Origin of the sequence: Lysinibacillus sp. (assembly GCF_032093475.1) — a bacterium.
GTDB lineage: Bacteria > Bacillota > Bacilli > Bacillales_A > Planococcaceae > Lysinibacillus > Lysinibacillus irui.
This window is the reverse complement of sequence record NZ_DAMDAY010000016.1, coordinates 26,800-45,019: the sequence shown is the minus strand read 5'-3', so window position 1 is coordinate 45,019 and position 18,220 is coordinate 26,800. Positions and strand designations below refer to the sequence as shown.

Sequence of the window (18,220 nt, the reverse complement as noted above, 5' to 3'; positions counted from 1 at the left end):
TGCAATGCTTGTCATGGCTCCTTTTGTATAGCCGATTGTTTCAGCTAATTCTGCCTGTTTTTGAGGGCCTTTCACATGTAGCTCATTTAAAACTAAAATGGGTGAAATCCCTAAAGGATATGGAAACGCTTTTGTAAAACGTATAATGTTGGCATTATTCACCTGTTCAATCATATGAATCAGTTTAAAAATATTTGTCTGTTTCAAAAAAATCCTCCTCAACGTCGAGAATTAATGAAGCATTAGTGAACCTCCATCCACCATAATCGTTTGACCCGTAATGTATTGAGAATCATCGGATGCTAAGAAAACAGCTACACGGCCGATATCTTGCTCAACATTACCGAAACGACCTAGCGGGATTTTACTTCTAACCGCTTCATAATACTCTGGCTGTGCTTTTGCCCATGCCTGAACACCTGGTGAATCAGCAAGTGGACTAATGATATTAACATTAATACCAAAACGACCCCATTCATTTGCCGCTACACGAGAAATGCCTCGGATGGCTTCCTTAGCAGCTGCATACGCTGCCTGTGTCTCATGTCCTTGTATGCCTGCACCAGATGCAAAGTTAATAATATTTCCTTTTGTTTCTTTTAAGTGTGGTAGTGCTGCTTGCATTAAGTAGAAGGTTGGATAAAAGCCTGTCCCAAATGATAAATCAAGATCTGCTTGTGTTATTTCTTCTATTGTAACTTGTTTTGAAGCATGAGCGTTATTAACTAGCACATCTAGTTTACCGTATTTTTCTACGACTGTATCAATAATTTTTGGTAAATGATCGCGTTCCATTAAATTTGCCTGCAAAAACATAGATTTCGGAGAGATTGCTTGCAATTCTTTTTCCATTGTCTCGCCGGCTTCCCTGTTTAAATCAACAATTGTAACGATGGCCCCTTCCTTTGCCATTGCTTTTGCCATTCCACTACCAATGCCACCCGCACCACCAGTAATGATAATTACTTTATCTTGTAGTTTAGTCATTTATCAACATCTCCTTATTGTTCATTTACAAATAGTTTAATATTAAACTATTTAATTGTAAACTAAATAGACTTCACAGAAAAAGCTTATTTTATGAATGGCTAAAATAAGCTTTACCTTTTAATGAACTATTTGATCTCTTACATTCTCTATTTTTGGTTGGATATTACCCCGAAAGTAGATGCTTTAATATAGGATTTTCCTTGTAATAACTGTAATTGCTCGGGTGTGCCAGTTACGACTGCCCCAATTATTTTCACATCACTTGTCTCCAAGTTTCCATTTTCCCCTATTAAAGCTTGATAAACCTCGTTTGTTTCCCACTCAAAATTTTTACTTTCCCGAAGTAGCTCAATGTTTCGAATAAAGGTGTCAACCTCGTTGCTTGAAGAACGGCGAGGTTTTGGTTTTGATTGCTCTGATTGGAAACCATAAATGTATGGGTAGTTGGCTGGAATTGTATTCTGTCCTTGCTGAAAAAAATCTAAAGTATCATCTGTATAGGCATCCACCCACCACCAATCTACTTGCACTTCAGTGGGCAGCTTGCTTTTAATTTCATCAAAACTATAGGCATTATCAAAAGAGATGGCTAATTCTACTAAAGTATTGTTCTCCAATTGTTTCAGTTCACTTATTTTATCTTTGTATTGATCGTAGGAAATCTTAGGATGGTAAAAAAACATTTCTCGATCACCTGTGTAGTCATTAAACCGTTCGAGTTGATGTGTTTCTGCCAGTGATTCTGAACCTTCTATTTGGATAGAGTTAGAAATGTAAGTTTGTGTAAGCGTTCCAAATAAATTATAATCACTTTCGATAGGTGTCCAAATATAGGGACGATGCTGATCTCCGAGCACCTTATAGGTCGTTGTTATTATTTTTCCTCCGAGTAAATTATCGTCATATTTCTGATTACTAATTTGAACATTTGGAGCACTTATTTCGTTAAATAAATGAATGTCATCACTTACTTTTTGTGCACTGTTTAACGATAAATGTCTAAGACCATACCAAAATGCTATTAGAACAATAGGCGTAACAATCAGTGTGATGCCAATCATTTTTATTGTTGACCAAAACCTTGCCTTTCTCATTATTTTTTTCGTTTGTTTATCATCAAATAAAAAATTATGGTGTTCTTTATTCATAATAAATATCCTCCTTAAATCGTACAGTAAATTCTTCCCTAGCTCGTCTCACATGCGTTTTTAAAGTGTTTTCATTTTTATTCATTAATGCTGAAATTTCCTTATATGATAATCCCAGCTCATATTTGAGGATTAATACTTCCTGATGCAAGATGGATAACGTGTCAAGCGTGTCTCTTATGTCCTTTAATTTTTCTTTTTTTAAAACCTGAAATTCAGGAATATTTATTAATGAGGTCAATTGAAATTCATCATATTCTGTTGTTGGATGGCGCTTTTCCTTTCTTTTGAGATCATAAAATTGGTTGGTTGCCACGCGATATAACCAGCTCATTGCTTTATCTGACTGAATCCCATTTTTATGTAATAAAAACTTATAGCAAGTATCTTGGACGATATCTTCCGCATCCTCATGGGCTAATCCACGTTTTCTTAAATAACGATATAACAGAGTTCCTACTTGCTGTAGAAACTCATTCAATGATTGCTTTGCCATGTCTACCTCCCTTCTGCCTATACAACGTAGAACTCGAGAAAAAGTTTACATATTATAAGAAAATTCCCAATAGAAAAGAAGACTATAATAATCTTCAAACTTGATGAAAAATTTCGGTTTTTCCCCTGCAAACAACAATTATTTTCAAATTTACACAAGCATCTTTTTAATTTGACAAGAATATACTGTAGCAGCTAGCTAAAAAGACTTTCAAGAAAGGAGTTGTGGATGATGGGTGCTAAATGGATAAAGGTTTCAGTCTTTTATTTATTGATTGTTTTTGCTTTTGGCCTGTTTATGCATTATACTGTTCAACTTCAATGGAAGGCGACACATGCTCATATCGGTGTGGTAGGTTGGCTGACTACTGGATTCATAGGTTTAATTTATTCAACGTATAAAGAAGCTGCAGAAACTGGTCTCGCTAAGGCACAATTTTGGCTTTATAATATTGGTTTACCATTCCTCCTTGTTGGCATGATGATGGTCTATCTTGATGTACCACGCTGGTTATTTGAATTATTTGTATCAGGTGGTGGCATTGCTGTAGCGCTGTCCGTCCTATTATTCTTTGTGAATGTCTTTAAATATGTAAGATAAACAAGAGAGCCCCACTTCCATGTATGAAGTGGGGCTCTTTCATCCAGTATTACTGTAAGGAACTTGCTTGCATTTGATACATTTTGTCATAAATACCGCCAAGGGCTAGTAGCTCATCATGTGTACCATTCTCAACAATTTTCCCTCGATCAAGCACAAGGATACGGTCCGCATTTTTAATTGTAGAAAGTCGATGGGCAATAATAAATGTTGTTCGTCCTTTTTTAAGAACGTCCATGGCATGCTGTATAATCTCTTCCGTTTCCGTATCAATATTCGAAGTCGCTTCATCTAATATTAAAATCGCTGGATCGAAGGCAAGTGCTCGTGCAAAGGAAATCAACTGACGTTGTCCTGATGATAACGTACTCCCCTTCTCAATAACTGGCTCATCATAACCATTTGGTAAGTTGGCTAAAACACGTTCTCCTCCGACTGCATTTAAAGAAGCATCAATTTTTTCACGTGAGATGTTAGGGTTGTTTAAGCTCACATTGGAGGCGATCGTGCCTGTAAATAAATAAGGGTCCTGTAGCACAATCCCCATATGTTCACGCATCGTTTGACGAGGAACAGAGGTGATATCAATGCCATCGATTGTGATTTTCCCTTTCGATGGATCATAGAAGCGGAATAGTAAGTTCATAATGGAACTTTTCCCAGAGCCCGTATGACCAACTAAAGCGATGGTTTCACCTTGATGCGCTTTAAATGATAGGTTTTTCAATACATAATCATTATCCTTATAAGCAAAGGAAACATCTTCGAAGACCACATTTCCTTTATATCTTGGTAAGTTCTTTTCAGAAACAGGCTCACCATCCGTATCTAGTACCTCAAAGACACGTTTACCAGCAATAAGTGAACGCTCAAGCTGTGAAAATTGGTTTACAATATTCGTGATCGGATTAAATAGCTTTGTTAAATAATCGACAAACGCATATAATGTCCCTGCGGAAATCACTTGAGTTGCTGTAAATGATTGCGTACCAAAGTAGAAAATAAAGACCGTAAACATGATGAGCCTTAACGTATTCACCAGGTTAAAGGAAGTGGCTGAGTCAAGCACTAGTAGCTTACGTTCATAAGCATAATGCTCATTATTCATGTCATCAAATTCCTTGGTCATTTGTTGCTCACGACGGAACGCCTGAATAATTGTCATACCTTGAATGGATTCGTTAATCATAGCGTTTATATCTGCGATTTTCGTACGAATGACGTCATTATATTTTGAAGCAAACTTTCGATATAAAATCATCCATAAGTAAACAATCGGAATCATTGTTAAAGCAAGCATCGCCATTTTCCAATTTAAAATAAAGAGTGCGATATACACGCCAATGATCGAAATAAAGCTCGTTACAAAATTGGAAAGTACCTGCACATATAAATTACGAACCGCCTCTGTATCATTTGTTACGCGCGCCACAATTTTACCTGCAGGCAAATTATCAAAGTACTGAATTGGTAAAGTTTGAATATGCTCAAAGACATCTTTCCGTAATTTTTGGATGACGCGGTTCGCGCCAATTTGTAAATAAATATACATAAAATAGCGTAATATGGCTGTTGCAATGGCTAACAGTAAATAAACTAGTAATAACCATGTTATCGGTTTGATTTCAATATGACCTATCGTCATGTAATGATCAATAATATGTTTGGCAATAAATGGCCCAACAAGCTCCGTAAAAACGGCGATTGTTAGGAAGAACAAGCCAAGAAGTATTGGCTTTTTAAAATACATCGCATAGCGAGTTAAACGTTGACTCGTACTCATGAGGCACCTCCTTCTAGCTGCTGACGGTCAAATTGCTCTTTATACCATCCTTGTTGTGAAAGAAGTTCCTCATGTGTTCCCTGCTCTACTATTTGCCCATCATCCAATACGATAATGACATCAGCATGTTGGATGCCTGATAGGCGATGCGTCGTAATAATCGTCGTTTTACCATGACGTTCACGCTGAATATTTTCAATAATTCTTGCCTCTGTCTTCGCGTCGACAGCGGAAAGCGAATCATCAAGCATTAAAATTTCAGGATCTTTAATCAACGCACGCGCAATAGACACACGTTGTTTTTGACCGCCTGAAAGAGATACACCTTTTTCCCCAACAAGTGTTTCAAGACCCATTGGTAAGTTTTCTAGATCTTTTTCAAAATACGCGGCACGAATGGCCTGCTGCAATTCAGCTTGGGTCGCATCTTCTTTCCCAAATAATATATTTTCACGGATAGTACGAGAGAAAAGTACATGATCTTGTGGTACATAACCAATCCAATCAAGAATCTGTTCCTTCGTTTGAGCCGTAATATCGATACCATCAATCAAAAGCTGACCCTGACCGATTGGATATTCTCGTAATAATTGGCGTAGGAACGTTGTTTTCCCCGCTCCAGTTTTACCAACAATGCCAAGCGTTTGGCCTTTTTTTAATGATAGTGAAATTTGCTGTAGGTTTTTCACCTGACTCATTGGATATTGGAATGTTAAATCATCAAAACCAATTGCTTTAGGTGTCGCAATCATTTGTGGATTCGGAATATTTTGAACATCGGCTTCATAGTTCAATGTTTCCTGCACCCGATCAAGTGAGGCATTCCCTTGCTGCATTACATTGATTAACTCTCCAATGGCGAAGATTGGCCAAACAGCTAACCCTAAATAGACATTAAATGTGACCAGTTGCCCAACAGTCATGGCCTCCGTTGACACTAAGTAAGCTCCATAGCCAAGCGCTACAACATAACTAATCCCAGTCCCAACTTTTGTTATTGGACCAAATAAAGCGTTAATTTTAGCTGTATGAATATTTTTCGCATAGACTGTTTCACTCATATCTGCGAAATTAGCCTCATCCTTTTTTTCCTGCACATAGGCACGCACCACTCGCACGCCCGCTACAGATTCAAGTACACTATCGTTCAGCTCACCAAATGCATCTTGTGCCTTCATATAGCGCTCATGAACGATTTTCCCTAAATATTGAATTAGGATGGCCATTATAGGTACAGGCAACATCGCAAAAAATGTTAGCTTCCACGAAATCATATAGCCCATCGCAAAAATGATAAAGCCCATATAAATCGTTGAGTCAATCAACGTCATAATACCAAAGCCTGCTGTTAAGGAGACGGCATTTAAATCATTTGTTGCACGTGCCATTAAATCCCCTGTGCGGTTTTTCTCATAAAACGTTGGGGTCATCCGTAAAAAATGCTGCATTAAATTGCGACGTAAAATTTTCTCCAGGTTTATAGCCCCTTCAAATAGTCGGAATTGCCACACAAAATTTAATAGATATCCCCCAATAATAATCCCAATGAAAATTAATATATACTTTGTTAAAATTGCTGGCGTCATTTCTCCTGCAGTCAACAGATCGATAATAGTACCGAGCAAATAGGGAGGAACAACTTCCAGCCCACTGGCAATCATCAGCAGCACTATCGCAACTGTATATTGCTTCCAATATTTTTTAAAGAACCAGCCTAATTTACTTAAAACGTCAAACATTCATCATAACCCTCTTTCTTCCGTGCTGTTGCGGATAGCTACCCACTTTCAAGAAATTCCTTTTTGAAAATCATTCGTTGTACTGTGTTTCGCATATACATACACTCCTTTTTTATTTTCACTACAACCTTTTTAGGCACCAAAAAAGACACATACCCTACAAAGAGCATGTGTCTCTTATAAAAGGCAGAACGGAATCCATACCTTTTTCTGCAATCTTAAATAAACGTTAGGCATGGACAATGTATGTAACTGTGAATGAATATGATACTGGTAAAATTAACATTGTCATGCCCTCCTTTGGTTGATTTGTTATAGTGTTCTTGAAGATTATCACACTATAGAAATATTTGTCAACTATCCTCCTGTAATTTTTTATCATTCCTAGAAAATAGTTAACGCTTTAAAGCATTGAATTGCTTTATGGAACCAAAAGGCAGATATGTTAGTCGAGTATCGACTATAACTTTACAATAATTGATGATTGCTTACATTAACCTAAAGGCTGAAATTAAAAACATGCAATAAAAAATACCCCGATAATACGCCATAAAATGATGCCAATGTTTGCCACAATCTTCTTCCATCTTTCTAATCCTTATATATCATCATCATTAGTTATTTATTATTTAGTTATTTATTACTTAGTAGTGGCGGGGTTTCCGTTTCCGGTTAAGCCGTTAACGGGTATTCCGTAAACGGCGAATGCCATGCCAACGTTTTTAAGAATCTTATTTAAATGAAAACTCTTTCATCATATTTAATATTTTGATATATTAAAGAGCCAAATCAAAATTTCCCTTCCCTTCTAAACAGCTTCTAAACATTATATACAGATAAAAGCTAGTTTTAGGGACATAGATTGGCGTTGTTGAGTAGAAATATTTCTAAAATTTTCTACTCATGCTACACTTTCACTATAGTCATTTTTAGTTAGGGGTCTTTACTTTGAAGTCATTTATAGCGGTGGGAATTGGCGGTATATTTGGTGCCATTAGTCGGTATAGTCTTAGTGTTATTATTCCAAATACAGGACCATTTCCTTTAACGACACTGTTTATCAATTTACTTGGTTGCTTTTGCTTAGCATGGCTTTTTACTTCTTTTACAAAGCGCACACCAATTGTACTTGGGATTGGTACGGGCTTTTGTGGCGCCTTTACCACCTTTTCGACATTTTCCTTAGATACACTATTACTCCTAGAAAATGGCGAGTGGCTTCAGGCTATACTTTATGTTGTGGCTAGTGTCGTAGGTGGACTAGCTTGTGCATGGCTCGGAATTCGAGTGGCTAGGGGGCATGTAGTATGATTTTTGTAGGAATAGGTGGATTCTTTGGTGCTCTTACAAGATTTTATCTAGGTAAATTACTAGCACATCCATACCCGTGGGCAACGTTTATTATCAATAGTACAGGTTCGTTTGCACTTGGACTTGTATTTGCTCTACAGCTTAGTGATTGGTTATGGCAACTGATTGGCATTGGCTTTTTAGGAGCCTATACGACATTCTCCACTTTTGGATTTGAATCACTCCAGCTGATTGAACAGCAAAAATGGGGGCAGGTCATTAGCTATATCGTTAGTACCGTGTTAGTTGGCATATTGTTTGCTGTTATTGGTTATCTAGTAGTGTAAAAGAGGTGATATTTTTTGACACAGCCATTAAATGAACTACTACAAGAACTTGAAGTTGAAATAGAACATACACTTTACGAACTGATCGATCTAGAATTAGAAGAAAATTATGCAGCTATGAATACGCGATTTGCTCAACTCCTTACTAAGGTCCAGGCAGCTCAGCTCATCGATTACAAGCTCGATATTCTCGTGGAGACTGAAGCTTTTGCAACTGAAACTTGTATTCTACTTCAAAGCTTACTAGAAGCAAAGGAAAGGCCAAATAAAAGGCATAGACTGCTAACACATCGGATGATTTTAAAAATATGGCTACGTAAAAATCAACGATTCACAAAGGAATTTTTACCGCAAATGTTTTAGGCGCCACTTGTTTTCGCAAGGGCGCCTTTTTACACTTCTAATTGTTGCAACACTTCTTTTATTTTCCCCTCTATTTTTAAATCGAATGGCGTTGCATGCTGCGACATATCTAAATTAATATAAACGGTTTTCCCACTTGTCATCATCGGCAGCTGGTTTACGGGGTATACCTCAAGGCTTGTTCCTAAGACAAGGACAAGTTCAGCCTTTTTAATCGCCTCCATTGACGTGTGCCAGCTAATTTGCGGTAGACTTTCTCCAAATAGAACGACATTTGGACGAAGTTTGCCACCACAATGACTGCAACTAGCCTTGCTCAAGAAATGCTCCATGGAAGCCGCCTGCTGGCAACGGTGACAACGAATGGAACGTATCGAACCATGTAATTCCTCTACTTTTTGACTTCCTGCCAATTGATGAAAACCATCCACATTTTGAGTAGCCACTAATGAAACGATTCCCCTTTGTTCCCAATCCGCTAAAATTTGATGACCTTCGTGAGGTGCTGCTTTTTCTAAATTTTCAAGGCGCATTTTATAAAACTCATGAAATAAAGAATAATTTTCTGTCAATGCCTCAGTTGTCGCTACAGCTCGAGGATCAATATTTTTCCACCAGCCCGATGCTGAACGGAAATCTGGAATTCCACTTTCTGTTGACATGCCCGCTCCTGTTAAAATGACCGTGTTCGTTGATGTTTGCAGCCATTCACTTAAACGTTTTATTGTCATATTTTCATTCCCCCATTCATATTGAAAAAGTTATCTACTCCTACTTCGACAATTAGTCCATTTTTCCTGTGAATGTTGATTATTTTATCACCACTTCACATCATGCTAGTGAGATTGTTTAAAAGGACGCTCCCATTTTAATTTATTATTTACAGATAACATTCGAATGAGCACGATGGCAATAACGATTATCGACAACTCAAGAGGGCTGCTCCACCGTGCCCATATGCAAAGAGCACATAAAAAAGTCAATACGGCATGTATTTCTTCTCTTAATGCAAGTGGCGTTCGACCAGCTAATAAATCACGAATCATTCCTCCCCCCACACCTGTAAACATCGAAGCGATGATAATGATGCCTAGATCATGATTCAAGCTTTTTGCTAATAACCCTCCTTGTATAGCAAAAGAAGCAAGGCCAATCGAATCAAAGAAATATCCCCATCGGTTCCAGTGATGTATCCAATCCCTTTTGATAAATAAAAGGGTCGTTAGCGTGATGAGGACAACGAGTAAGGAATGACGCTCCCATATATCTGACACAGGTATATCAAGGACAACGTTGCGAATGATGGAACCTCCGTAAGAGGTTGTTAGACCAAGCACAAATATACCAATAAACGAATAGTTGGCCTGTAAAGCCACAAATGCTCCGCTAATCGCGTATGCAATAATACCAATGATGTGTAAAACTGACCAAGTCACATGTTTCAACTCCTATTTTTTAGCCTATATAAAAAGCCCACCATAAAATAGTTGCGCATATAAATCGCAAACTATTTTATGGCGGGCTAATATCTAAGCAGTTTTATCTACTAATTTATCCATCTCACCATGTATTATATAGAAATTGTGTTGACGTTGAGCAATGTAGGAATAACACAACGACCATACAATTTCCCAGTAAAATTGTAATCGATGTTGTAGGGAAACTCAATGAAAAATTTTAGATTACAACGTTTCATACATGACTTGACCCATCTGTGAAATATCATAATCTCCTAAAGCAGCCACTTCCGCCTGAAAATCTGGTGCAGTCAAAATTTCCTTCACTAGATCAATTAATGGTTGATTTTCAGGTGATTTGAATAACACAATGTCATAACGCTCTGTTACTACAGGTATAAAATCGACATTAATGAGCTTAGCCATTTTTTCAATTCCTATTCCAACATCTGCATGACCATTTGCTACAGCAGAGGCAACATCAAGATGACTCATTTCTTCGTTATGGTACCCCTCAATAGTGGATGGTGAGATGTGGTGAATTCGCAATTGTTCATCTAATAAAGTCCGAGCACCCGAGCCCTTCTCACGATTGATTAGCTTACACGCTGTAGTCTTAAAATCTTCAAATGATTGAAGTTGCAACGGATTTCCTTTTTGAACATAGAAACCTGCTCGACGTGAAATGACATTGAAAAGTATGAAAGGATGGCTCACAAAAATCTTTTTTACATAGGGTGTATTATAGTCTCCTGTATCACCATCAAACATATGTAAACTCGCAATATCACATTCTCCGTTATACAACGCCATGACACCATTAAAGCTACCTTCATGGGAACGTAATACTTTAATCGATTGTCTTTTCTCAATATATTTTGCTAATAAATCCAACACTAAATCCTGTCCACTAATAATAATTTTAGGATATTGTTTTGCTTGATTGCCTATCTTTGGCACGGGCACTTTTTGAGTTGTACCTGTTTTACGTTTTTGAATATAGGCTTGCAAGTCCATACGATCTACCCGCATTTGCCGGCCGACACGGAAAACGGGCAAATCTCCTTTTTTCACCAAATCATAAACTGTTAATTTTGAAACCTTTAATAATTGTGCGACTTCTTCAATCGTATAGGATTGTTCTTGTGACATGTAAAAGTTCTCCTCCTATAAGCCTCTTTTTACATGGTAACGTATTTATTGTCTGATGAACATCTTGAAGTTTTCTAGCAATCCTATCTTTCCTTTTTACTTATGTCTTATTATAATTGGTTATGTCTTGTTATAACGAGTTATAAAAGGAGTACCATCATCATGAGAAAATACTTTTATAGTTTCTTTGCAACAGTGTTTATACTAGGAGGTCTATTAGCTGGCTGTAGTAGCCAAGAAAATGAGGTCTCAGCAAATAATCCTGTTGAATTAACAATTTCTGCGGCAGCTAGTTTACAGGATGCCTTAAAAGAACTTCAAACAATTTATGAAAAAGAACATGAATCCATCAAAATCCACTTTAACTTTGGTGGTTCAGGTGCACTGCAACAACAAATTTTACAGGGTGCTCCTGTAGATCTTTTCTTGTCAGCAGCAGAGGATAAATTCGATACCCTTGTAGAAGAAGGAATGATTGATCGACAGCAAGGAATCAATTTATTAGCAAACGAATTAGTATTAGTCGTTCCTAAACATAATGCGAAACAAATTCATTCCTTTGAAGATCTACAGCAAGCAGGGAAATTAGCGCTTGGTACACCCGAAACCGTACCTGCTGGGCAGTATGGTGTGGACACATTAAAAAATATGCAGCTTTGGGATCTACTTGAATCGAAAGTGGTCTACACAAAAGATGTGCGGCAAGTCCTTACTTATACCGAAACAGAAAATGTGGATGCTGGAATCGTTTATCGAACAGATGCCCTTGTCTCCGATAAAGTCGATATCGTTGCCACTGCGGATCAGGGTATGCACGCGCCGATTATTTATCCTGTAGGTGTCCTAAAAGCTAGTAAGCATACTAACGAGGCGGAAAATTTTTATCAATTTTTACAGACGGATGAGGCCATAAGTGTCTTTAAAAAATATGGATTTAAAGGAGTCCAATAAAGATGAGCGTTGATTTCTGGTCTCCGCTCAAGCTTTCGATAGAGATTGCCTTTGTCGCAGGAATAATGGCGATAGTAGCAGGTATTCTAATAGGCAAATGGATGGCTACACGTCATTTTAAAGGTAAAGTAGTGCTTGAAACCTTGTTATTGCTGCCACTTGTTTTACCCCCTACTGTAGTAGGTTTCCTGCTTATTGTTTTGTTCGGAAAAAATAGTATGCTAGGCAATTTAATTGTGTGGCTTTTTGATCAGCCAGTCATGTTCACTTGGTGGGCAGCCGTCATTGCTTCTACAATCGTCGCTTTTCCATTAATGTATCAGTCCGCTAAAACTGGCTTTGCCTCTGTTGAAAAAGATATCGAAAACGCGGCACGTATGGATGGCGCAAATGAATGGCAGGTCTTTCTATATGTGTCCATTCCCCTCGCATTAAAGTCACTAGTATCTGGTGGAATTTTAAGTTTTACAAGAGCTTTGGGTGAGTTTGGAGCAACTCTAATGTTTGCGGGAAATATTCCAGGGAAGACACAAACAACCCCACTTGCAATTTATATGGCGCTTGATTCAGGGAACATGACACTTGCCTGGACATGGGTTTTGTGTATGGTTGCCATTTCTTTTATTATGCTTCTTAGCATTCATCTCCTGAAAGTATAAAAGAGGTAGTTGGTTACAACCAACTACCTCTTTTCAGTCACCCCCCACTGATTGGTGGTATAAAAGCGATCGTGTCACCCGAGTTGATAATCGTTGTATCTGTCGCAAATTCCTCGTTAATGGCTGTCATCATTTGTTGTAATGATAGCTCCGGATACTGCTGTTCCATCCACTCTTTCAATTGAGCAACCGACACATCTGAGAGCTCTACCGTGAGCTTCGATTTCCCAACTACTTCCTGTAAGTGAGCAAATAATAAAATATTAATCACACTTTTCCTCCTCCTGAATGGCAGGTTTTCCTTGCGGATAAGGGACATTTTCTAATTGATCGCCAATCCATTCAGTCCCGTCCTCCCAATGTTCTTTTTTCCATATCGGCACAATTTGCTTTATGCGGTCAATCGCATATTCATTCGCCCTATAGGCCACTTTACGATGTGGTGATGAAACAGCAATGACTACAGCGATATCCGAAATAGCTAAATGACCTACACGATGGGTGATGGCCACTTTCACTTCTGACCATTGTTCTTGTATTTCCTTTGCAATCTGTTCAAACATTTTAATTGCCATAGCAGGATAGGCTTGATACTCTAAATGCAATGTTTTTTTACCATTCGTCATTTCACGCACGGTGCCAATGAAAAGTGTAATAGCCCCAGCATTTCGATTAAGTACTTTTTGTCTTACTTCCTCTACATCAATAGGTTTATCAATAATTTCAAATAATGCTGACGTCATGATGGTTTCCTCATTTCCTTCCATAAAAACTTCATATACTGTGCTTCTTCATGAATTGAAAAGGCTGGAATAGCTAGTGACGAATCAAGTGGATAGCTTGGCCAATAGAGCACACAAATAATATTAGAAACTTGTTGTAGTAAAGCTTCATCCTGTGCTGTTCGTAAGAGCACGATCTTCGGATAATGTTCTTTTTTATAGCCTTCAATTAGAATGACATCCAGTGGAAAGGATGCATACATTTCTAGTATTTCAGCCAGATGCCAATGATTTTGGTGAATACTCATCCGTAAAGTACCTGCTCCCGCAACTGCCGTGACATCTGCTCCCGCCTTCTCATGACGACCACTATCCTTCGAAGCATCTACGTGTGGTACTCCACCATGTCCATGATGCTTAATGGTCCCTACTCGTAGTCCTGCTGCTGTAGCTTGCTTGATCAGTTGCTCCATTAATGTCGTCTTTCCACTATTTTGATAGCCAACTATCTGTAGGATTTTTCGATTTTGTCCCAAGGCCACTCACTTCCTTGTTTATCTTCTAACAATAGGACTGCTACTGACATCCCTTTTTCATAGCCCCGTGAGCCACCCGGTAAAACGATAAAAGCATTGGCTGTCGCTAAAGATGACACCGCACTTGATTTATCAAACCCAGATGGGACAGCAACTAACTGACCTTTTTCATAGTAGGCACTCGCTCGTACGAAGCGTGTAAATGGATTAGGCTTTGTAAAATCTGCTCCTAAAATCGCTTGCTCTCGACGTAAATGTGGTTTTTGATTGCCACATGCAGTACGAATAATTGGGCGTACAAATAGCTCAAAGCCTACATAGCAAGCTGAAGGATTACCAGAAAGTCCAAATAGTAATTGTCCCCTGCGAGCCGCTACCGTTGTCACACTACCTGGGCGCATTGCTATTTTATTAAACAATACCTTTGCATCGATCGCTTCATAAATGGCTGGTAAGTAATCATAATCACCTACAGAAACGCCACCCGTTGTAATGAGAACATCGACTTCCTGTAAGGCTTTTTCCACATGCTCAATACATAAATTGAGATCATCGCTTAATTTGCCGAAATATTTTACTTCTGCGCCAGCACGTTCAATTTGAGCCATCATCATATACGCATTACTATTTCGAATTTTACCAGGCTGTAAAGGTTCACCTGGCTCTAGTAATTCGCTACCAGTAGCAATCACACCAATGACAGGTCTACGATAAACAGGCACTTGCTCATAACCAAAAGTAGCGAGTAAGGCCATGACTCCTGGGTTAATATATTGCCCTCGTTCAATGAGGATGGCACCTTGCTGCACATCTTCTCCCTTGTAGGATATATTGGTACCCGCCTCAAATGACCGTTTAATTGACATATACTTTTGGTCATTTTCCTCAAACGTATACGTTAATTCCAGCATCACAACTACATCACACCCTTGTGGTATAGGCGCACCTGTCATAATACGGACAGCTTGTCGTTCGCCAACAACCTCGTCATAGACATAGCCTGCACCAATTTCCCCAACGACCTGAAAACGGACTGGTTGCTGCGAGGAAGCTTCTCGGCTATCAATAGAACGAATAGCATATCCATCATAAGGGGAACGATCGAAGGCAGGTACATCATGGTCAGCTCGAATAGCTTCTGCTATAAAACGTCCATGAACGTGCGTTAATGGCACAAGCTCCTTTTTTGCTTGAAAGGCATAATCCATTACACGATGAACAGCTTCTGCCACAGGAATTGGTTGTCTTTTTTCTACCATTCGGTACACTCCTTTAACCTAATAAACGATAGTAAATGCTTTTAGCTTTTTGTATATCTTGTATTCCATGTATAACGACACGACCATCTTGAAAAATAACGATTCGATAATCCTCGGCTTGACATGATAGCAAGTAAGGATTTTTTTGAATTTCACCGTAGGGACGAAGCTGGTTGGCTAGCTGCTCCAACTGATAATAAATCGGCTTCGGAGGTCGTATTTGTACTGCATCTCGTCCACAAAGAATCTCTAATTTCGTTTGATATTCATAGGATAAATAAGGATAGATTGGTTTGCTACCACAAGAGGGACAATCCTCCTGCCTTATTTTTTCCACATTGATTTCATAATGTTGATTTTGCCAAACATCAAATGTTAAATAGCTTTTTCGTAAGGCCTTTTCATCACCAACGAGTAGCTTTAAAACCTCTGCTACTTGATAGGCAGCAACGATCTGAACTGTTGGACTAATAATTCCTACCGTATCACACGTCATTCCTGTATGGGGCATAACCTTTAACAAGCAATGCAAACAAGGTGTTGTACCTGGTACAATCGTATAGGTCGCACCATAGCTACCAACACAAGAGCCATACACCCATGGAATTCGATGCTTTTGTGCAAGATCATTCATCACAAAGCGGACATCAAAATTATCTGTTGCATCAACCATGACATCGACACCTACTAATAATGGCAGAAGTGACTCTGTACAAGCATCCATTATGGCGACATGAATATCTACCTCTTTGTTGATACTTTGGAGCCTTGTTTTGGCAGCAATCACTTTCGGTAATTTTTCCTGTGCATCTTGTTCTGTATATAATTGCTGTCTTTGTAAATTACTCCATTCTACATAATCACGATCAATGAGCGTCAGCTTACCAACACCAGCACGGACAAGAGCTTCTGCACTAGCACTTCCCAATGCACCCGCACCTATAATGAGGACATGTTTTTGCTGGATGGACTGCTGCCCTGCTTGTCCGATAGAATTAAATAATTGTTGTCTAGAATATCTATTTTGCATAACAATGGGGCCTTTCTTTCTATGAATTTTCGTTTGACCTTTTGCTTTATAGCATTATAATAAAAGCAATGTTTTTCAGTAAAACACGAATGAAGGAGGTCTTTTACTGTGCATCCCACACATCACCAGCAACCCATTCAAGTTGCAATTTTAACCGTTAGTGACACACGCACAAAGGCAGATGATCATGCAGGTCAGCGTATTCAATCCTTGCTTCAAGAAGCTACATTTGAAGTAAGAGACTATCAACTAACAAAGGATGAACCACAGGATATCGCCATGCATGTGAAGAATTGGTGCAGTGATCCGACAATCAATACCGTTATTGTCACAGGTGGAACAGGATTTACACCAAGAGACCAAACCTATGACACCATTCTGCCGCTTTTTGAAAAGGAAATGATGGGATTTGGTGAGTTGTTTCGAACACTTAGTTTTGAAGAAATTGGTCCAAAAGCAATGTTTAGTCGGGCAACAGCTGGTAGCCGTCAGCAAACAGCTATCTATGTATTACCCGGTTCCACCAATGCAGTGACACTAGCTATGACAAAGCTTATTGTTCCAACAGTCCAACATTTTGTCGGTGAGTTGAATCGCTTATGAAAATAGCAGGTGTTGTGTTAGCTGGCGGGCTATCCTCTCGCTATGGTCAGCCTAAAATGTTTGAACTGTTTGCTGGGCAGCCTTTATATAAACATAGTCTCATAGCCTTACAAAAAAATCAGCTAGATCCTCTCATCATTGCTACGAACGCACACCTACAACAGATGTTTGAGCAGGAAGATGTCCAATGGGTTATCGAAGAGCAGCCACATCAAGGACCTCTTTTTGCCCTGCACCATTTAATGAAAGCCAATCCTGATGTAGAATGGTTCTTTGTTGTAGCGAGCGATATGCCTTATATGAATGCAGATTTTATTGAGAAAATGCTTAGTAAAATTAATGACGAATATGATGCTATTGTTCCTAGACAAGCCCAACGCGATCAACCATTAGCTGCATTATATCGGCGCACTGCTTTACCAAAGGCGCAACAGTTAACGGAGCAAAACAAACGCAGTATGAAAGTGCTGTTAGAGCAAGTTCGTGTTTGCTATGTCCCTTTTGAGGACAATTGCCTAACATTTATCAATATCAATGCCCAACAAGATTGGTCACAAACTAGTAAAAAGGAGTCTAACAATGAATAATTTCACACACTGGAACGAGGAAGGTCGTCCCAAAATGGTCGATATATCAGCAAAAGAAGTCACAACACGTATAGCCATTGCTCGCAGTACGATTACTTTATCTGATGCCGTCTATGAAGCCATTCAACAAGGTGGCATTAAAAAAGGTGATCCGACACAAGTTGCTCAAATTGCAGGGATTATGGGTGCAAAAAAAACGGCCGATATCATTCCTATGTGCCATCCCATCATGCTTCAAGGCACAGATTTCCAATTTGACTATGAAAAAGCAGAACATGGCTATGAGCTCCATATTCAAGCTACTGTTAAATGTAGCGGGAAAACAGGTGTTGAAATGGAAGCCCTTACTGCTGTGTCAATTGCTGCATTAACTTTTTATGATATGTGTAAAGCCGTTGATAAAACAATGGTCATTAAAGAAACCTACCTTGTTGAAAAAACAGGTGGAAAAAGTGGCACTTTTGTGCATAAATAAACAGAAAAATTCGGCATCATTTTGCCGATTTTT

Annotated in this window: 22 protein-coding genes and 1 pseudogene; 9 read left to right on the top strand and 14 right to left on the bottom strand. The window is 38.7% G+C overall.

Annotated features, from left to right (window positions below; genetic code table 11):
* The 4 genes and pseudogenes from RT445_RS06100 to RT445_RS06085 all read right to left on the bottom strand — a co-directional run.
* A pseudogene (locus RT445_RS06100) lies at positions 1-207 on the bottom strand (MarR family winged helix-turn-helix transcriptional regulator); the annotation flags it as partial.
* 24 nt (positions 208-231) lie between these two features.
* Positions 232-987: an SDR family NAD(P)-dependent oxidoreductase gene (locus RT445_RS06095; protein ID WP_274793406.1), complete on the bottom strand. Its 756-nt coding sequence runs from the start codon at positions 985-987 to the stop codon at positions 232-234.
* 149 nt (positions 988-1,136) lie between these two features.
* Positions 1,137-2,138 carry an anti sigma factor C-terminal domain-containing protein gene (locus tag RT445_RS06090; protein ID WP_274793407.1) on the bottom strand — a complete coding sequence of 334 codons (1,002 nt, stop codon included), beginning with the start codon at positions 2,136-2,138 and terminating at the stop codon, positions 1,137-1,139.
* A complete protein-coding gene (locus RT445_RS06085) occupies positions 2,131-2,634 on the bottom strand; it encodes an RNA polymerase sigma factor (protein ID WP_274793408.1) in 504 nt (167 codons plus the stop codon). Before RT445_RS06085 ends, RT445_RS06090 begins: the two co-directional genes overlap by 8 nt.
* 231 nt (positions 2,635-2,865) lie before the next feature.
* On the opposite strand from RT445_RS06085, the gene RT445_RS06080 reads away from it, so the two are divergent.
* Positions 2,866-3,234: a hypothetical protein gene (locus RT445_RS06080; RefSeq protein ID WP_312506479.1), complete on the top strand. Its 369-nt coding sequence runs from the start codon at positions 2,866-2,868 to the stop codon at positions 3,232-3,234.
* Positions 3,235-3,283: 49 nt separating this feature from the next.
* Here the strand turns inward: RT445_RS06080 and RT445_RS06075 are convergent, their stop codons facing one another.
* Together RT445_RS06075 and RT445_RS06070 are read right to left on the bottom strand one after the other, a co-directional pair.
* Positions 3,284-5,017, bottom strand: coding sequence for an ABC transporter ATP-binding protein (locus tag RT445_RS06075; RefSeq protein ID WP_274793410.1), 1,734 nt, complete (start codon positions 5,015-5,017; stop codon positions 3,284-3,286).
* Positions 5,014-6,756, bottom strand: coding sequence for an ABC transporter ATP-binding protein (locus tag RT445_RS06070; protein ID WP_274793411.1), 1,743 nt, complete (start codon positions 6,754-6,756; stop codon positions 5,014-5,016). Before RT445_RS06070 ends, RT445_RS06075 begins: the two co-directional genes overlap by 4 nt.
* Before the next feature lie 948 nt (positions 6,757-7,704).
* On the opposite strand from RT445_RS06070, the gene crcB reads away from it, so the two are divergent.
* The 3 genes from crcB to RT445_RS06055 are packed head-to-tail and all read left to right on the top strand — an operon-like array spanning position 7,705 to position 8,756.
* On the top strand, positions 7,705-8,067 hold the full coding sequence (crcB, locus tag RT445_RS06065; RefSeq protein ID WP_274793412.1) for a fluoride efflux transporter CrcB: 363 nt from the start codon (positions 7,705-7,707) through the stop codon (positions 8,065-8,067).
* Positions 8,064-8,393, top strand: coding sequence for a fluoride efflux transporter FluC (locus RT445_RS06060; RefSeq protein WP_274793413.1), 330 nt, complete (start codon positions 8,064-8,066; stop codon positions 8,391-8,393). The genes crcB and RT445_RS06060 overlap by 4 nt, the downstream gene beginning before the upstream one ends.
* Before the next feature lie 15 nt (positions 8,394-8,408).
* Positions 8,409-8,756, top strand: a complete 348-nt coding sequence (locus RT445_RS06055) for a hypothetical protein (RefSeq protein WP_274793414.1) — start codon at positions 8,409-8,411, stop codon at positions 8,754-8,756.
* Positions 8,757-8,785: 29 nt separating this feature from the next.
* On the opposite strand, the gene RT445_RS06050 is transcribed toward RT445_RS06055, so the two are convergent.
* The 3 genes from RT445_RS06050 to RT445_RS06040 all read right to left on the bottom strand — a co-directional run bounded on the left by RT445_RS06050 (position 8,786) and on the right by RT445_RS06040 (position 11,365).
* Entirely contained in the window at positions 8,786-9,487 is a 702-nt protein-coding gene (locus RT445_RS06050; RefSeq protein ID WP_274793415.1) for an SIR2 family NAD-dependent protein deacylase, read from the bottom strand.
* Between the two features lie 105 nt (positions 9,488-9,592).
* Positions 9,593-10,192: a trimeric intracellular cation channel family protein gene (locus RT445_RS06045; RefSeq protein ID WP_274793416.1), complete on the bottom strand. Its 600-nt coding sequence runs from the start codon at positions 10,190-10,192 to the stop codon at positions 9,593-9,595.
* 246 nt (positions 10,193-10,438) lie between these two features.
* A complete protein-coding gene (locus RT445_RS06040) occupies positions 10,439-11,365 on the bottom strand; it encodes a helix-turn-helix transcriptional regulator (protein ID WP_274793417.1) in 927 nt (308 codons plus the stop codon).
* Between the two features lie 162 nt (positions 11,366-11,527).
* Here RT445_RS06040 and modA point away from each other — a divergent pair, with 162 nt between their 5' ends.
* Together modA and modB are read left to right on the top strand one after the other, a co-directional pair.
* Complete coding sequence (gene modA, locus RT445_RS06035) at positions 11,528-12,316, top strand: molybdate ABC transporter substrate-binding protein (protein WP_274793418.1); 789 nt, start codon at positions 11,528-11,530, stop codon at positions 12,314-12,316.
* 2 nt (positions 12,317-12,318) lie between these two features.
* Positions 12,319-12,975: a molybdate ABC transporter permease subunit gene (modB, locus tag RT445_RS06030; protein ID WP_274793419.1), complete on the top strand. Its 657-nt coding sequence runs from the start codon at positions 12,319-12,321 to the stop codon at positions 12,973-12,975.
* Between the two features lie 37 nt (positions 12,976-13,012).
* Here the strand turns inward: modB and moaD are convergent, their stop codons facing one another.
* Genes moaD through RT445_RS06005 form a run of 5 tightly spaced genes read right to left on the bottom strand, consistent with a single transcriptional unit; the run spans position 13,013 to position 16,522 of the window.
* On the bottom strand, positions 13,013-13,246 hold the full coding sequence (moaD, locus tag RT445_RS06025) for a molybdopterin converting factor subunit 1 (protein ID WP_274793420.1): 234 nt from the start codon (positions 13,244-13,246) through the stop codon (positions 13,013-13,015).
* Positions 13,239-13,718 (bottom strand): molybdenum cofactor biosynthesis protein MoaE, encoded by a 480-nt coding sequence (locus RT445_RS06020; protein ID WP_274793421.1) that lies wholly within the window; start codon positions 13,716-13,718, stop codon positions 13,239-13,241. Before RT445_RS06020 ends, moaD begins: the two co-directional genes overlap by 8 nt.
* Positions 13,715-14,239: a molybdopterin-guanine dinucleotide biosynthesis protein B gene (gene mobB, locus RT445_RS06015; RefSeq protein ID WP_274793422.1), complete on the bottom strand. Its 525-nt coding sequence runs from the start codon at positions 14,237-14,239 to the stop codon at positions 13,715-13,717. The genes RT445_RS06020 and mobB overlap by 4 nt, the downstream gene beginning before the upstream one ends.
* Entirely contained in the window at positions 14,203-15,492 is a 1,290-nt protein-coding gene (locus tag RT445_RS06010; protein ID WP_274793423.1) for a molybdopterin molybdotransferase MoeA, read from the bottom strand. Before RT445_RS06010 ends, mobB begins: the two co-directional genes overlap by 37 nt.
* A gap of 13 nt (positions 15,493-15,505) precedes the next feature.
* Positions 15,506-16,522 carry a thiazole biosynthesis adenylyltransferase ThiF gene (locus RT445_RS06005; RefSeq protein WP_313470113.1) on the bottom strand — a complete coding sequence of 339 codons (1,017 nt, stop codon included), beginning with the start codon at positions 16,520-16,522 and terminating at the stop codon, positions 15,506-15,508.
* Between the two features lie 108 nt (positions 16,523-16,630).
* On the opposite strand from RT445_RS06005, the gene RT445_RS06000 reads away from it, so the two are divergent.
* The 3 genes from RT445_RS06000 to moaC are packed head-to-tail and all read left to right on the top strand — an operon-like array spanning position 16,631 to position 18,187.
* Positions 16,631-17,125, top strand: a complete 495-nt coding sequence (locus tag RT445_RS06000; RefSeq protein ID WP_274793425.1) for a MogA/MoaB family molybdenum cofactor biosynthesis protein — start codon at positions 16,631-16,633, stop codon at positions 17,123-17,125.
* Entirely contained in the window at positions 17,122-17,712 is a 591-nt protein-coding gene (gene mobA / locus RT445_RS05995) for a molybdenum cofactor guanylyltransferase (protein ID WP_274793426.1), read from the top strand. The genes RT445_RS06000 and mobA overlap by 4 nt, the downstream gene beginning before the upstream one ends.
* Positions 17,705-18,187, top strand: a complete 483-nt coding sequence (moaC, locus tag RT445_RS05990; protein ID WP_274793427.1) for a cyclic pyranopterin monophosphate synthase MoaC — start codon at positions 17,705-17,707, stop codon at positions 18,185-18,187. The genes mobA and moaC overlap by 8 nt, the downstream gene beginning before the upstream one ends.
* Positions 18,188-18,220 lie beyond the last annotated feature (33 nt).

Bases quoted from the DNA above. Each gene is read 5' to 3' on its own strand.
- RT445_RS06095 (WP_274793406.1), bottom strand. From the start codon at position 987: ATGACTAAACTACAAGATAAAGTAATTATCATTACTGGTGGTGCGGGT.
- RT445_RS06090 (WP_274793407.1), bottom strand. From the start codon at position 2,138: ATGAATAAAGAACACCATAATTTTTTATTTGATGATAAACAAACGAAA.
- RT445_RS06085 (WP_274793408.1), bottom strand. From the start codon at position 2,634: ATGGCAAAGCAATCATTGAATGAGTTTCTACAGCAAGTAGGAACTCTG.
- RT445_RS06080 (WP_312506479.1), top strand. From the start codon at position 2,866: ATGGGTGCTAAATGGATAAAGGTTTCAGTCTTTTATTTATTGATTGTT.
- RT445_RS06075 (WP_274793410.1), bottom strand. From the start codon at position 5,017: ATGAGTACGAGTCAACGTTTAACTCGCTATGCGATGTATTTTAAAAAG.
- RT445_RS06070 (WP_274793411.1), bottom strand. From the start codon at position 6,756: ATGTTTGACGTTTTAAGTAAATTAGGCTGGTTCTTTAAAAAATATTGG.
- RT445_RS06060 (WP_274793413.1), top strand. From the start codon at position 8,064: ATGATTTTTGTAGGAATAGGTGGATTCTTTGGTGCTCTTACAAGATTT.
- RT445_RS06050 (WP_274793415.1), bottom strand. From the start codon at position 9,487: ATGACAATAAAACGTTTAAGTGAATGGCTGCAAACATCAACGAACACG.
- RT445_RS06040 (WP_274793417.1), bottom strand. From the start codon at position 11,365: ATGTCACAAGAACAATCCTATACGATTGAAGAAGTCGCACAATTATTA.
- modA (WP_274793418.1), top strand. From the start codon at position 11,528: ATGAGAAAATACTTTTATAGTTTCTTTGCAACAGTGTTTATACTAGGA.
- modB (WP_274793419.1), top strand. From the start codon at position 12,319: ATGAGCGTTGATTTCTGGTCTCCGCTCAAGCTTTCGATAGAGATTGCC.
- RT445_RS06020 (WP_274793421.1), bottom strand. From the start codon at position 13,718: ATGACGTCAGCATTATTTGAAATTATTGATAAACCTATTGATGTAGAG.
- RT445_RS06010 (WP_274793423.1), bottom strand. From the start codon at position 15,492: ATGGTAGAAAAAAGACAACCAATTCCTGTGGCAGAAGCTGTTCATCGT.
- RT445_RS06005 (WP_313470113.1), bottom strand. From the start codon at position 16,522: ATGCAAAATAGATATTCTAGACAACAATTATTTAATTCTATCGGACAA.
- mobA (WP_274793426.1), top strand. From the start codon at position 17,122: ATGAAAATAGCAGGTGTTGTGTTAGCTGGCGGGCTATCCTCTCGCTAT.
- moaC (WP_274793427.1), top strand. From the start codon at position 17,705: ATGAATAATTTCACACACTGGAACGAGGAAGGTCGTCCCAAAATGGTC.